Genomic DNA, 13,346 nt, shown 5'->3' on the forward strand with positions numbered 1-13,346 from the left:
AAAATAACTATACTCGAACCAAAAACCATTCTATATTTTATATAACCATTTGATCAATGAACGATGTCTTGCGATTATGGTTTTTTATGAGGAGTCATCATGAATGCAAACAAGCATTATGAGTTCAGCTTAAAACTTTTTGTAACACTAGCTATAGCTGCGGCCGCCTTCGTCATGAGCTGGTCTAGTTTTATTTTTGCGCTCTTTGCTTTGACTGTCTTTTGGGGACTTTACTCCAGAAATTCCACACGGTGGTTACTTAGAACCCTAGACCTTGGTCCTGAATCCGAAGAGAACGATCTACTTTCACTGACTCAGCAGGCGCAACACTTAGCTCAAAAATATGGCATATCCACACCTAAGATCTATCGCATTCAACATCCACTACCTGTAGTGCTTGGTCTGGGTTCTGCCCGATCTCCTATTCTCGTCGTAAGTGCCCACTTTTTTGATAAGCTCTCACCCAGTGAACGTCTGGCTCTGCTAGAGGTGGCTATTTATAAAATTGAGTGCAACTTCACACGCTATACGGAATTTATCACACTGTTCAATTTGGCTCTGATTGAAATTGGTTCCAAAATGGACTTTTTAATTGTTTTGATTACAGGCATAAAAAATAAAAAAAATCATAACCGCAGAAATTACATTCTCTTCTCAAGACTTTTTGCGATTTTAATCTATACCATAAATTCCATTTATGTCAGGACCTCTTTCTTTCTGAAAGTGGATGAAGCGGTCTATCACAATAACCCTTCGTTATTACTGGCTTTAAAAAAAACCGAACTCTACACACCTACAGAATTTAAAAGTATGGAACCCTTACTCAGTCCTTTTAACTTTTCTAATTTTGCCACACAGAGCAACCTAGAAAAGCGGTTCCAAAAGCAACCCAGTTTAAAGCAACGAGTAGAGTTTTTGCAAAAAGACAAAAACCTTATGATGGAAAGTTTGACCTTTTCCTGAGCAAGTTTTAAAAATAACTTTGCTAAGGAGGTTTCATGGACGCCAATTTTTCAACTCTTGTCATGTCTCTAGGCTCATCAACAATGATTGCCTTAGGTCAAATTCCCGATCCCAATACAGGTCACGCCAGTACAGACCTTAAGGTGGCTCAATTTAATATAGACCTTTTGCAAGTTTTAAAAGAAAAGACCTCGGGGAATCTCACTGAAGAGGAAAATAAATTTCTCACAGCTTTACTTTCTGATTTGCAGATGCAGTATTTAGATAAGAAAAAAAATGCAACTGCAAACAATTAAAAGCATTTAAAATTTCACATATACAATATTTAAATCGGAGGCCAATTATGACTTACAGATTCTTTAGTTTTATTGCTGTCATACTTTTTTCCGTGGCTTGTCATGCTCAGAAACAGTCTGAGGTTTTACAAGCCGAAAAGATTCAACTCCCCAAAGTAGAAGATGGTCAGCCCTTACCCTCAAATCTGTTCATTGAATTAGCTAAAAAGACCAACCCCAGTGTGGTGAACATCTATACCGAAACTCGCCCGAAGTTTAATCAAGGACAAGTTCCTGATTCCTTAAACTTTTTCTTTGAGCAATTTTTTGGTGCACCCAGAGGCTCTTTCCAAAATCCACAGATTCGACCCATGCAATCCTTAGGGACTGGCTTTGTGATTCGTAATGACGGTTTAATTTTAACCAATGCCCACGTTGTAGATAAAGCCGACACCATCAAAGTGAAGTTTCAAAACGATGAAACAGAACACATCGCCAAACTGATCGGCAGCGACGCTAAAACTGATGTGGCCCTTCTTAAAATTGATACTAAAAATAAATTGGCCGCTTTAAAACTTGGTGACAGCAGTCAATTGCAAGTGGGTGAATGGGTTGCGGCTTTTGGTAACCCCTATGGACACAGCAACACCATCACTAAAGGGATCGTGTCAGCATTAGAAAGAGACTCTGGAGGTCTTAATTTATTTCCCTTCATTCAAACTGATGCCAGCATTAACCCTGGAAACTCTGGTGGCCCCTTGGTCAATATGAAGGGTGAAGTTGTGGGAATGAACACCGCTATTGATGCCCGCGCACAAGGAATTGGGTTTTCTATTCCTATTAACAACGTCAAACAGCTCTTGTCTGAACTTGAAAAAACAGGAACCGTTCAACGCGGATTTTTAGGCATTGAAATGCACGGACTAGATGAGAGCATTGCCGCCTCTCTTAAGCTTCCCAATACAAAAGGTGCACTTGTGGCCAATGTGATGCCTGACTCTCCTGCAGAAAAAGCAGGTATAAAACCCTATGATGTCATCGTGGAGTTTAATGGACAAAAGATTGAATCTCCCAACGACATACAAAGAGCTGTGGCCTCTACACCCGTAGGACGCGCTTCTAAAGTGAAAGTGCTTCGTAATGGCAAATCCAACACATTAAGTGTCATCATCGGCAGTTCTGCAAAAAGTGTGGCTCAAAATGAACCCACACCCAATGCCCCTCAAAAGCAACAAAGTCTTGCCTTAAAAGATTTTGGTTTAAGCGTCAGTCTGCTCGACAATTCTCTTTTGAATCGTTTTGGGTTATCACCTAACACACAAGGCATTTTGGTCACAGGCGTTGATCCCTACTCGCCTGCATTCAAAGCTGATCTTAGGGCTGGGGATGTCATTCTGGAACTTAACCGCAGTAAAGTGACCACCGTGTCTGACTTTCAAAAGCGTTTGCAAGATAAAAACTTACTTCGCATTCAAAGAGACAGTCGCACTTTACTGACCTTAATGTCTAAATAAGTCTTTAAAATATTTTAAAGTTACAACTCTTAACTACTTGTTCTACACAGTAAGAGCATCAATGATGATGATGCTCTTTGTTGGGCTTTTGAGCGGTCTCTCTAGGTTGCATATTGAAATGCAGCAGAAGGTTTTGAGTACCATCACTAAAAGTGATCTTGACCTTTTCAGAGTCTTTGAATTTTTTAAGAGGATCAAAAAGCATAATATGGTTACCGCCTGGCTTTAACTCGAAGGTCTCATTGACCCCTAGCTTTAAAGACTCCACCTTTTGCATCTTCATCATTCCATTCTTTTCGAGGGTCTCATGCAGTTCAACAGCTTTAAACCCTTGGGCACTGACAATTTTTAGATTGAGTTCTTTATTCCCCACATTTTTAAGCGTACCGTAACCCGCAGTCACCCTCACACCATCTAAAGGTAAATACACAATCCCCTGCTCGACGGCCAACTTGGTCTGCCCGCGAACGTTGGCGTTGGCGTTGGCGTTGGCGTTGGCGTTGGCGTTGGCGTTGGCGTTGGCGTTGGCGTTGGCGTTGGCGTTGGCGTTGGCGTTGGCGTTGGCGTTGGCGTTGGCGACGGTCAGCATAGAGGTCACCCACAACATGCTGGCAAGAACAATCATACTTTTGGTGTTTATCGTTATCACTTTTTTTACTTTGATCATTATAATTTCGCCCTAATCATTTTAAAAACTTCATCTGCGTCTCTGGGGTTGGGAATAGTGCTCACCACCATGCCTTTGGAGTTTAAAAAATACAGTCTATCAGTATGTGAAATCGAATATCCTAAATAAGAACTTGGATCTTTCTCGAGTAAATAGCTGGAGTAAAATTGCGACACTGTTTTTTTAAGCTGCTCTTCACTTCCACTGAGTCCTACAAATTCAGAAAAAAACTGCTCGGCATAATTGGCCACCTCCGTGTCAGTGTCATTTTCATGATCTACACTGACAAAGACCAACTGAACTTTTTGAAGCTCTTTTTCACTCAGTTTTTGAAAGGCTTGCGCGGCCACGCTCAGACTCATAGGACAGACATCAGGACATTTTGCGTAGCCAATGTATAAAACATTAAGTTTCTTAGTGTGGTCTGAAAAACTCCAAGGCTGATCACGAAAAGAAAGTGTGAAGTCTCCGCCATAGCTGGGTTCGGTCTGCCCCCGCATCACTTCCATCATCACAAAAACCAATATGGCCGCCAAAAATGCCGAGACACCTAAGGCCTGCAGAATGTACTTGATTGAAATCTTTTGCGAAGAGGATGTGTTCATACTGTTAAAAGCTAAACCTTATTTCGCAGGGAATCTCAACTGAATGACAGGTAATGCAACACATTGTCATCCTCTTGTCAGTGGTGACCATGATGATGAGAGTCTCCGCCCCCATGACTGTGAGGGTTTCCATGTCCCGAAGGGGCTTCAGAGTCTTCCAGCACATCTAAGGCAAAAGTTTGAGTTTCAAAAGTTCCGTCTGCACCGATCAAAGTGAGGCGAACTTCCCAATCCCCACCCATAACAAAATAGATGTTAGACACTTCATACACTCCGATAAGAGCCTTTCCGTTTTCATCCACAAGATTTTGCACCAACGTAGGCGCAGACCCGTGGTTCATACTGGGCATCCACAGCACCACCTCAAAATCACCACTTGGACTCACTGACGAATGATCTAAAGCACTCTTCCATTCTACTCTTAGACGAGACTCCGCACCTACGACAGGTCCCAACTCCCACATCACATGGGCGTGCACGCCTGCCTGTGCAAAAGTCAGATGCACCATAGGAGCAGAAGAACTTGGCGCATGCACGTGTCCACTATGAGCCAAAACCTGACCTATAAAAACTCCCCAGACTACAGTCATTGCCAGAATTGCTCTTACACACACCTTTGAAATTTTCATTTCCACTCCTTTAAGCTCTTTTAACATAAACGTTTTGTGTGATTTAGCGTAATTTTTGCATTAGGACGAGTCTTTTTCATAGGCCGCAACATCATGTTGCACTTTCTATCCTTTAAACCCTATGTTACAGCTTGAACCACAGCTCACGAGGGAGTTTATGACTCGGTCTATTTTATTGTTCTTGTTTATCACATTCGGGCTATCTGGGTGCGCAGATCGTAAATATGAAGTCGTTCAAAACGATGGCTCTAGAGCTCACCAAGTTACAGCCCCAGGCTCAGATGAGGACAGTTACGATACAGAAAAATGCACTTTGAGATTTAAAAATTCCGATCTTTGTCTTCTTTGGACATGGGAGTCCCTCCCAACACCTCAAAACCCTGGGGTTCTTACTTTTAAAATCACTCGAGAAAATCTTTTAGATGGCACGCCCATTCCTGTGGACATTTCTACGCTGCCCGCAGTGGTCTTATGGATGCCCAGTATGAATCATGGCTCTACACCTACCCAAGTTGAACAGGTGGACACAGGAAGCTTCAGAGCTACTCACGTGTTTTTTATTATGCCTGGTGAATGGGACATCCGTTTTCAAATCAAAGAGGGAATGCAGGTTCAAGATGAAGCCGTTCTTACTCTTATCATTTAATGTAGCATTACATTTTTTTCTAAGCACTTCCGAGGCCTTTGCCGCCGCCTGCTGTGGAGGAGGCTTTGCTGCACCCTCTATCATTTCTGGTGATGAAAAGGCGCAATTTACAAGCTCTTACTCTTTTACTGATGTGGTCATCAACACTGTGGATGCCCGAGGAATTTGGCGCAAGTGGGACGAGAAGCAAAGCGTGATGGTGATGCAACTCGAAGGGGCGCACTTAGTTTCAGATCGCTGGCAAGTAGGAGCCGTTGTGCCCGTCATCCAACGCTCTTACATGGGACAGCAGTATTCGGGGCTGGGAGATGTGTCTGTTTCCTTAGGATACGAATATTTAACCGATTGGGACTATAACCCTCTCAAACCCAAAGGCATTGGTTTTTTACAACTCACCCTACCCACAGGAAAATCCCGCGCAGAATCAGAAGTGGGAGGACTAGACAGTCGTGGCAATGGGTTTTGGTCTATAGGAGCAGGAACCCTTTTGACTAAAACCTTAGGAGCCTTTGATGTCTTTGGACTTGCAAGTCTACGTCACTCTTTTGCTAAAGATACCACTAATTCCTATTTACAGGGCACCCTTCATCCAGGATGGGGAGGAAGTCTAGGCATAGGAGCAGGTTATAATCTTAAAGCTTTTAGGGTAGGCACTTCTCTGACATGGTTTTATGAAGACCCTATTGATATCGATGGTACAACTTCCTATATGGGTTCTGTAGAGCGATATGCGACAGCCATGTTTTCTGTAAGCTATTTAAGTTCTACACAGTGGGCCACAACTGTCAGTTACCTAGATCAAACACTATTTGGCTCACCCATCAATACTAGTCTTGGCAGAACAGTGTCTGTTCTGATACAAAAGAAATGGAATCGATAACCTTTAAGGGAGGGATGACCATGTTAAACGCATTTACACAAAAATTGAACTTACCTGTCGAAGAATTTACAACTCCAGATCCCATCACCGCAGATGAAAATGCCTCTGTAGATGCGCTGTTAGAGATCATGACCCAATACAATGTCAGACATATTCCTATCATGAAAGACGGTGTTGCCACAGGCATCATCAGCCAACGTGATCTTAAAGTGATTCAAGGTCTTAAGGATGAACATAAAAATCTGATCAAAGCCTCAGACATCATGGCCAAAAATCCTGTTACTGTCAGTTGTTCAGAAACTTTAGACGAAGTAGCCTTCACCATGTCACAAGAAAAAATTGGCAGCGTCCTAGTCAACGATGATAACGGACTGCTTGGCATCTTTACAGTCACTGATGCTTTAAATGCTTTGATTGAAGTGATCCGCTCTGCACGCTAAACTTCATTTTAGATTTTAAGCTTCCGCAGCATCTTTTTTTCACAAAAGCTTCAGAACAAGAGCGCGCGCGAGTCTAAGGTGATAACAAAGAACCCTTTCAAGCGTGACTTTAAAATAAAAAGAGAAGGTTTTACGACCTTCTCTTTTTTTAATTATTGATCTTTTTTCAGATCTTATTATCTGTAACCACAACCTGCACTTAACAGAGCATCAAAGAAGGCTCTACAGTTATTGATTCTTGGACGTTTATTACTTGGAGTGCTTGATGTTGGGTTTTGTGCTTTACCACGGCAATAGCTATTGTAGTTTTGCAAGTTCGTGGTCGTTGCAGACCCCTTACTTCTTGAGCACGAAAAATCAGGCCATAAAGCGTCTTGTGCAGGACGTGAAGGTGCGAAGATTCCACCTAAAAATCCACCAAGACCTCCGCCTCCACCATTGTTGGTGTTACCACCACCATTGCCGTAGTGCCCGCCGCCATTTCCATAATTCTGGCCATAACCATCATTTTGTCCATAACCGCCACCGTTATTATTGCCGTACTGACCGTAACCAGAACCACCGTACTCTAGATTTCGTTTTAAGTTTGTTAATAATAAATTCAACTCATCTTGATTTAGATCACCAATCCACTTTGTGCTTCTGGGAAAGGTTTCTGTAAATGTGTAAGTCAAAATATTTTGATACTTTGCAGACTTGACCTCTTCCAAAGCAGCTACAACAGGAGCATGATCTGCATCACGCACCTTAAGCGGAGTGGGAGAAAAAGAAGAGAGACCTAACATGTAGTCCACAGCGTCTTGCAGCACCTCTCCGTCAGAAGAGATCTTTGTCAAACAGTCAGAGTCCGCCACTGTGTGAAATCCACCATCAAAAAATCGAACAGGGTAAGGGTTTTTATTTTCACACTTTACAGTCTGTGGTGAATTAGGACGTGAACTGTAAATCACCTTTTTATAAGATTTTTGTCTGCTGTAAATGCTGTCAAAATCTTTAAATTTATCTAATACCATCTTGGCTTCAACAGGAATCGTATCTTTAGGACCACCGTTTAAGATCGCATCTAACATATAAAGATCGTGATCTTGTAAACGGATACACCCGTGAGACTCAAAACCTCTTCTTAAACCATCATCATCAATCTGATAGTGAAAGCCCACTTCTCTATAGCCTTCATAATAGTTTACAGAACCTGAACTGGACATTCTGCTCTTATCAATGATTCCAATAAATGGACGACCTTTGTAATAAGAAGGTTCTATACGCGCTTCTTGGTTAGGAGCACCTGTCCACACACTTCTTTTAACAAGAACTGAGTTTTCAAATTTAAAATCCGCAAAGTTACCACTACGTCCTGGCAATAACAGAGACATTGAGTTAATCAAACTTTCTTTACCCATCAATGAAGAACGAATATCTAAGGCTCCTGCAGTGATAGGAAAAACTTTTGTGATCCCATGATTATTATCGAATAAAATAGCCTTTTGTGAAGCCAACTCTACTCTCAATTCAAAGTCAGTTTCGCTCAGAGAAACTTCGTTATACACTTTTTTTACTGTGGTCTTAGCTATACTCTTAACACCACTGGCAGTAGGTACATTGACCTTGTTATGCCAGTTGGTCTCGATGTTGATCTTTCTAAAGTAATATCCACCCCTTTCTGAAGAGTGAATAAACAGCATCAAATCAATATCAAAAACTTTATCTTCACCTGTCACATCCCAAATGCGCTCATAGCTCACACCTAAAATGGCATCTCTTCTGCGATTGACTCGGGTATCTGTCACTTTAAAAGTGTTCTTGCCATCTGCATCCTTAGTCACATGCCCTAAAGGACCAATAGCACTGATCTGAGAACCTTTATCTGCATAAAAATCCACATTCGCACCTGCATATTTAGAAGCATCCGCCTCCATGTCCATAAGGATATGATTTGAAGTCCCTGGCATCGCTTTGTCGTGCTTAGCTACATCACGAAGATCATTATGCTTTAGATAATTGAATCTTTCGTTAAGAGCCTCTTGCACCAAAGAGTTGATTGTTGGTTCTGTAGCTTGGGCTTCTACATCTTCAACCGAATCATAAATGATCACAGAACCCTGTGCCCAAACAGTGGTTGATACCAAAAGACCTAGCAAAGTTTTTAAAGTAAGTTTTTTCATAGACTTAACCCCTTTTAGGCTTATTAAGGCAAATTAGATGCCAGCCTAAGAGGGAAATTGAGCCCCCTAACTGTCTAACCCCTTGACACCCACGTCGTAGATGGGCCCTCTTTGCTTGCTCGTTAGAATTTAGATTAGAGTTTTTGGTATATACGTTGGGTTTTGTAAACACTTTGTGGGCCAGAGATATATCTGCTGACTAGGCAAGCCACCAAAGCAAATGGGCCGATCTGGTAGCCAAAGATTTCCATGGCCATGATAGTGCAAGCTATAGGTGTGTTTGTCGCAGCACCAAAGACAGCAGCAAACCCTAGGGCTGCAAGGAAAGAAAACCCCAAAGGAATCATCACTGAAAGTGCGCTACCTAAAGTTGTGCCCACAAACACTAGAGGAATAAACTCCCCTCCTTTAAAACCTGTTCCTACAGTTAAAGATGTAAAAAGAGACTTGAATACAGGATCTTTAAACGACGTCACCTGCTCTAGTGAAGCTTGAATATGGGGAATTCCTAAACCCACATACTGATACGACCCTTCCCAATAAAAAAGCCCCACCAAAAGTAAGCCCCCCACAAGGGGCTTAAGTGGAGGATAAGAAATCAGACGCTGACCGAGCTTTTCTATAATATGGGTGGTGACAGTAAAAAAACGCGCAGCCATGCCAAAGGCAAGCCCCGCAACAGCCACCCAAAATACAACTTGTAAACTTAAATCAGGAACTTCTGGAATGGGATAATGTGTGTGAGGGGCATCCAATAAAATTGTAATTCCATATCCGACAAAAGAAGCGATCAAACACTGGTACAGAGCAAAAAATTTAAAACGTCCAATATAGATCATCTCCATACCAAAAATCACTCCAGCCCAAGGAGCACCAATGGCCGCCGCAAAACCTGCCCCCGCACCAGAGACCAAAAGAACTTTTCTTTCTTCTGCTTCAATTTTAAAAAAACGGGAAAGTTGGTCTGAAAGAGACGCTCCCATTTGCACCGATGTGCCCTCTCTCCCCGCAGAACCCCCAAACAGATGCGTGACTAAAGTACCAAGCAAAATAAAAGGCGCCATGTGAAAGGGGATGATTTTTTTAGGTGTGTGAATCTCATCAATGATAAGACTGTTTCCTCTCTCAACATCCTGACCAAATTTATAATAAACCCAACCTATACCCAATCCCGCTATAGGAAGTAACCAGATGATTGCGGAGTGGGCATTGCGAGTATCAGTCACCCATTCTAAGGAAATTAAAAAAATAGCGGCAGCCAAACCTGCAAAGATACCGCTAAGACCACTAAAAAAAGTCCATCGTAAATAAGAATTTAAAGTTTTGATCTTGTTCAAGGCACACTCCTACTCTTAGTATTTAGAACGGGCCAATTCATCAAGAATGGGACATTCTGGCCTATCGTTCCCATGGCATTTCTTAGCTAAATGTTTTAAGGTTTTCACCATGGAATCAAGTTCTGCAATGCGATCTTCTAATTCCTGCACGTGCGCTAAGGCCAAGTTCCTCACCTCAGAACTAGAACGAGATTTGTTTCTCCAGAGGCTCACAAGTTTTTTGATCTCTTTCATGGAAAATCCAAGCCTGCGTGCACTTTTCACAAAAATCAAAATGTTCACATCAGCCTCTGAGTAATTGCGATACCCAGATTCCGACCTGGTGGCTTTAGGAATAATGCCCACAGCCTCATAGTGTCTGATCAGTTTGGCATTGATTCCAGAAACTTTCGCGGCTTCACCTATATTCATACAATTCCCCGTATAGTCATAAGAACTACAGCTCTACTACGTTCTTCAACAGAAAATACAATAAAATTCATAACCTTACAATTATTTAGAATGTTGTCTTGACCTTCCAATTGTTGGAAGGTTTAGAATGATTCACATAATAACCAAGACGACTTGATGAACCCCTTAGAAGAGCACATTAAAATAAGACTTGGGACAAAAGGAGAATTTATGGATCATCACAATGATAAAGATCAAACAACAGGCTGCTGTGACACTCACAGCACCAAGCCCGCTTTACTTGTGACCGACCCAGTGTGTGGAATGCAAATAGACCCTAAGACCGCTAAGGGAGGAAGCAGTCACTTTGAAGGACAAGAATATTTTTTCTGCAACCCTAAATGTAAAACCAAATTTGATGCTGACCCTAAAGCCCAACTTAATAAAACACCTGTCGAGGTTTCTGAAGCCGACAAAGAAAAAATCTACACCTGTCCTATGCACCTTGAAATTCGCCAGAAAGGCCCTGGAACTTGTCCCATCTGTGGAATGGCCCTTGAGCCTGAAGAAATCTCTTTAGAGGATGCCCCTAACCCTGAGCTTGTGGATTTCACCCGACGTTTTAAAGTGAGTGCCTTTCTTGCCGTTCCCTTACTATTTTTAGCTATGTCTGATTTAATACCAGGTCAACCCGTGCAACATACACTTCCCCACTGGCTGTACGCTGGGCTCCAGCTTTTACTGGCTACACCCGTGGTTCTTTGGGGTGGTCTGCCTTTTTTTGAAAGAGGCTGGTCTTCGATTAAAACTTGGAATTTAAATATGTTTACTCTAATCGCATTGGGTACAGGTGTAGCTTATATTTTTAGTATCGTGGCCACGTTTTGGCCTCATATTTTTCCAGAAAGTTTTCGGGTCCACGGGGGCATGGTCCCACTTTATTACGAAGCCGCAGCGGTCATTATCACTCTTGTGTTATTAGGACAGATCCTTGAACTTCGTGCCCGAAACCAGACAGGAAACGCCATTCGGGCCCTGATGGAGCTTGCGCCTAAAACGGCAAGACGAGTTCTACCCGATGGCACCGAAGAAGATGTCGCTATCGAACACATCAAACCCCATGACCTTTTAAGAGTGCGTCCTGGAGAGAAAATTCCCGTTGATGGCGAAGTGACCGAAGGCCAAAGTGTTGTGGATGAATCCATGATTACGGGCGAACCCATTCCTGTAGAAAAAGAAGTTGGAAGTCAGGTCACAGGGGCCACCTTAAACACTACGGGTTCTTTTGTTATGAAGGCCACCAAGGTGGGTTCGGATACTCTGTTATCTCAGATTGTGAAGATGGTGACACAAGCCCAACGAAGCCGCGCGCCGATTCAAAAGTTAGCTGATACGGTGTCTTCGTATTTTGTTCCGACTGTGGTTGTAGTGTCGATCATCACTGCTCTTGTATGGTTTTTGATTGGACCAGAGCCTAAGTTGACCTACGCTTTAGTCAATGCCGTCGCAGTTCTGATCATTGCCTGTCCCTGTGCTTTGGGGCTAGCCACTCCGATGTCCATTATGGTGGGCACAGGCAAAGGAGCCACTCATGGCATTTTAATTAAAAATGCTGAAGCTTTAGAGGGGCTAGAAAAAATCACAACGCTTGTGGTGGATAAAACTGGAACTTTAACTTTGGGAAAACCTAAACTCTCAGAAGTGCAAACCTTAAACGGTTTTGATCAAGAGCAGGTTTTAGCTCTGACAGCCTCTTTAGAAAAATCCAGCGAACACCCTTTAGCAGAGGCTATTGTATCTGGAGCCATTGAAAAACAAATAAAATTTACTTCTGTTACAGACTTCAACTCTGTCACAGGGATGGGCATTACGGGCACCGTGCAGGGCCACAAAGTGGTTGCAGGCAACCGACGTCTTCTTGAAGCAAATGACATTGAGTATCAGCAGTTAGTAAAGAGGGCTCAAGTCCTACAATCTCAAGGACATGGAGTTATGCTGATCGCCATTGATCATAAACCCGCAGGAGTGATCGCCGTGAAAGACCCGATCAAAGAGAGTTCCAAACCTGCTATTGAGTATTTTCATCAACAGGGAATTGAAGTGGTGATGCTCACTGGCGACAATCAAAACACGGCCCATGTTGTCGCTAAAGAGCTTGGCATTGATAAAGTCATCGCCGAAGTTCTTCCCGATCAAAAACATGAAGTGATTCAGCAACTGCAATCTAAAGGTCAATATATCGCGATGGCAGGTGATGGCATTAACGACGCCCCTTCACTGGCGCAAGCTCATATTGGAATTGCCATGGGAACAGGTGCTGATGTGGCCATTGAAAGTGCAGGAGTCACTCTCGTCAAAGGAGATCTGACAGGGATCATGCGCGCCCATCGCTTAAGTCACCTGACCATGAAAAACATCAGACAGAATCTTTTATTTGCTTTTGGTTACAACACTCTTGGCGTTCCCATTGCGGCGGGACTTTTGTATCCCTTTTTTGGAATTCTATTAAGTCCCATGATTGCAAGTCTGGCCATGAGTTTAAGTTCCGTATCAGTGATTGGAAATTCACTTAGGCTGCGAAGATTTAATTTGGATAAATAAAAGAACGTTCAATACTCATATCAGGGAAAAGCAAATCACTGAACTTGTTGCAACACGATGGCACTTTGGTGTTCACTATGGGTACTTTTTTAAGATTTACATAAACTGAACACCCATCAATATCCACTCTGTCTCACTCTGAGACACATTTATGTTTTTTTCTGCACACCAACTAAGGTCTTAAGATTTTAGTCAAGTCGAGGTTCATTTCAGCCGTTAAGTCATAGAAGAAGTCGG

The 13,346-nt window shown here is 42.6% G+C and carries 13 protein-coding genes; 7 read left to right on the forward strand and 6 right to left on the reverse strand.

Annotated elements, in window-relative coordinates; translation table 11 throughout:
- Nucleotides 1–99 precede the first annotated feature (99 nt).
- Genes M9899_10595 through M9899_10605 form a run of 3 tightly spaced genes read left to right on the forward strand, consistent with a single transcriptional unit; the run spans nucleotide 100 to nucleotide 2,752 of the window.
- Nucleotides 100–963 carry a hypothetical protein gene (locus tag M9899_10595; protein MCO5114604.1) on the forward strand — a complete coding sequence of 288 codons (864 nt, stop codon included), beginning with the start codon at nucleotides 100–102 and terminating at the stop codon, nucleotides 961–963.
- 35 nt (nucleotides 964–998) lie between these two features.
- The gene (locus M9899_10600) at nucleotides 999–1,259 is read left to right on the forward strand and encodes a DUF1844 domain-containing protein (GenBank protein ID MCO5114605.1); all 261 of its coding nucleotides are present in this window, start codon (nucleotides 999–1,001) and stop codon (nucleotides 1,257–1,259) included.
- Between the two features lie 47 nt (nucleotides 1,260–1,306).
- Nucleotides 1,307–2,752, forward strand: a complete 1,446-nt coding sequence (locus M9899_10605) for a Do family serine endopeptidase (protein ID MCO5114606.1) — start codon at nucleotides 1,307–1,309, stop codon at nucleotides 2,750–2,752.
- Between the two features lie 58 nt (nucleotides 2,753–2,810).
- On the opposite strand, the gene M9899_10610 is transcribed toward M9899_10605, so the two are convergent.
- The 3 genes from M9899_10610 to M9899_10620 form a co-directional block, all read right to left on the reverse strand.
- Complete coding sequence (locus M9899_10610; GenBank protein ID MCO5114607.1) at nucleotides 2,811–3,419, reverse strand: copper chaperone PCu(A)C; 609 nt, start codon at nucleotides 3,417–3,419, stop codon at nucleotides 2,811–2,813.
- On the reverse strand, nucleotides 3,419–4,024 hold the full coding sequence (locus tag M9899_10615) for an SCO family protein (protein ID MCO5114608.1): 606 nt from the start codon (nucleotides 4,022–4,024) through the stop codon (nucleotides 3,419–3,421). The genes M9899_10610 and M9899_10615 overlap by 1 nt, the downstream gene beginning before the upstream one ends.
- Before the next feature lie 77 nt (nucleotides 4,025–4,101).
- Entirely contained in the window at nucleotides 4,102–4,653 is a 552-nt protein-coding gene (locus M9899_10620; protein MCO5114609.1) for a FixH family protein, read from the reverse strand.
- Between the two features lie 157 nt (nucleotides 4,654–4,810).
- Here M9899_10620 and M9899_10625 point away from each other — a divergent pair, with 157 nt between their 5' ends.
- From M9899_10625 to M9899_10635, 3 genes are read left to right on the forward strand one after another with little or no spacing between them, the layout of a single operon-like run.
- The gene (locus tag M9899_10625; GenBank protein MCO5114610.1) at nucleotides 4,811–5,299 is read left to right on the forward strand and encodes a hypothetical protein; all 489 of its coding nucleotides are present in this window, start codon (nucleotides 4,811–4,813) and stop codon (nucleotides 5,297–5,299) included.
- Nucleotides 5,271–6,179 (forward strand): hypothetical protein, encoded by a 909-nt coding sequence (locus M9899_10630; GenBank protein ID MCO5114611.1) that lies wholly within the window; start codon nucleotides 5,271–5,273, stop codon nucleotides 6,177–6,179. The genes M9899_10625 and M9899_10630 overlap by 29 nt, the downstream gene beginning before the upstream one ends.
- A gap of 20 nt (nucleotides 6,180–6,199) precedes the next feature.
- Nucleotides 6,200–6,619, forward strand: coding sequence for a CBS domain-containing protein (locus M9899_10635; protein ID MCO5114612.1), 420 nt, complete (start codon nucleotides 6,200–6,202; stop codon nucleotides 6,617–6,619).
- A gap of 176 nt (nucleotides 6,620–6,795) precedes the next feature.
- Here M9899_10635 and M9899_10640 read toward each other — a convergent pair whose 3' ends face one another.
- The 3 genes from M9899_10640 to cueR form a co-directional block, all read right to left on the reverse strand.
- The gene (locus M9899_10640; protein ID MCO5114613.1) at nucleotides 6,796–8,781 is read right to left on the reverse strand and encodes a hypothetical protein; all 1,986 of its coding nucleotides are present in this window, start codon (nucleotides 8,779–8,781) and stop codon (nucleotides 6,796–6,798) included.
- Nucleotides 8,782–8,915: 134 nt separating this feature from the next.
- Nucleotides 8,916–10,118, reverse strand: coding sequence for a chloride channel protein (locus M9899_10645; protein ID MCO5114614.1), 1,203 nt, complete (start codon nucleotides 10,116–10,118; stop codon nucleotides 8,916–8,918).
- 15 nt (nucleotides 10,119–10,133) lie between these two features.
- Entirely contained in the window at nucleotides 10,134–10,529 is a 396-nt protein-coding gene (gene cueR, locus M9899_10650) for a Cu(I)-responsive transcriptional regulator (protein ID MCO5114615.1), read from the reverse strand.
- Between the two features lie 210 nt (nucleotides 10,530–10,739).
- Between cueR and M9899_10655 the strand changes: the two genes are divergently transcribed.
- Nucleotides 10,740–13,109 carry a heavy metal translocating P-type ATPase gene (locus M9899_10655; GenBank protein ID MCO5114616.1) on the forward strand — a complete coding sequence of 790 codons (2,370 nt, stop codon included), beginning with the start codon at nucleotides 10,740–10,742 and terminating at the stop codon, nucleotides 13,107–13,109.
- Nucleotides 13,110–13,346: the final 237 nt, after the last annotated feature.

It is taken from the genome of Pseudobdellovibrionaceae bacterium, from assembly GCA_023954155.1.
In the GTDB taxonomy this organism is placed as follows: Bacteria; Bdellovibrionota; Bdellovibrionia; order Bdellovibrionales; family UBA1609; genus JAMLIO01.

Excerpts from the sequence above, each read along its gene's own strand:
- M9899_10595 (MCO5114604.1), top strand. The coding sequence starts at position 100 with ATGAATGCAAACAAGCATTATGAGTTCAGCTTAAAACTTTTTGTAACA.
- M9899_10600 (MCO5114605.1), top strand. The coding sequence starts at position 999 with ATGGACGCCAATTTTTCAACTCTTGTCATGTCTCTAGGCTCATCAACA.
- M9899_10605 (MCO5114606.1), top strand. The coding sequence starts at position 1,307 with ATGACTTACAGATTCTTTAGTTTTATTGCTGTCATACTTTTTTCCGTG.
- M9899_10610 (MCO5114607.1), bottom strand. The coding sequence starts at position 3,419 with ATGATCAAAGTAAAAAAAGTGATAACGATAAACACCAAAAGTATGATT.
- M9899_10615 (MCO5114608.1), bottom strand. The coding sequence starts at position 4,024 with ATGAACACATCCTCTTCGCAAAAGATTTCAATCAAGTACATTCTGCAG.
- M9899_10620 (MCO5114609.1), bottom strand. The coding sequence starts at position 4,653 with ATGAAAATTTCAAAGGTGTGTGTAAGAGCAATTCTGGCAATGACTGTA.
- M9899_10625 (MCO5114610.1), top strand. The coding sequence starts at position 4,811 with ATGACTCGGTCTATTTTATTGTTCTTGTTTATCACATTCGGGCTATCT.
- M9899_10630 (MCO5114611.1), top strand. The coding sequence starts at position 5,271 with ATGAAGCCGTTCTTACTCTTATCATTTAATGTAGCATTACATTTTTTT.
- M9899_10635 (MCO5114612.1), top strand. The coding sequence starts at position 6,200 with ATGTTAAACGCATTTACACAAAAATTGAACTTACCTGTCGAAGAATTT.
- M9899_10640 (MCO5114613.1), bottom strand. The coding sequence starts at position 8,781 with ATGAAAAAACTTACTTTAAAAACTTTGCTAGGTCTTTTGGTATCAACC.
- cueR (MCO5114615.1), bottom strand. The coding sequence starts at position 10,529 with ATGAATATAGGTGAAGCCGCGAAAGTTTCTGGAATCAATGCCAAACTG.
- M9899_10655 (MCO5114616.1), top strand. The coding sequence starts at position 10,740 with ATGGATCATCACAATGATAAAGATCAAACAACAGGCTGCTGTGACACT.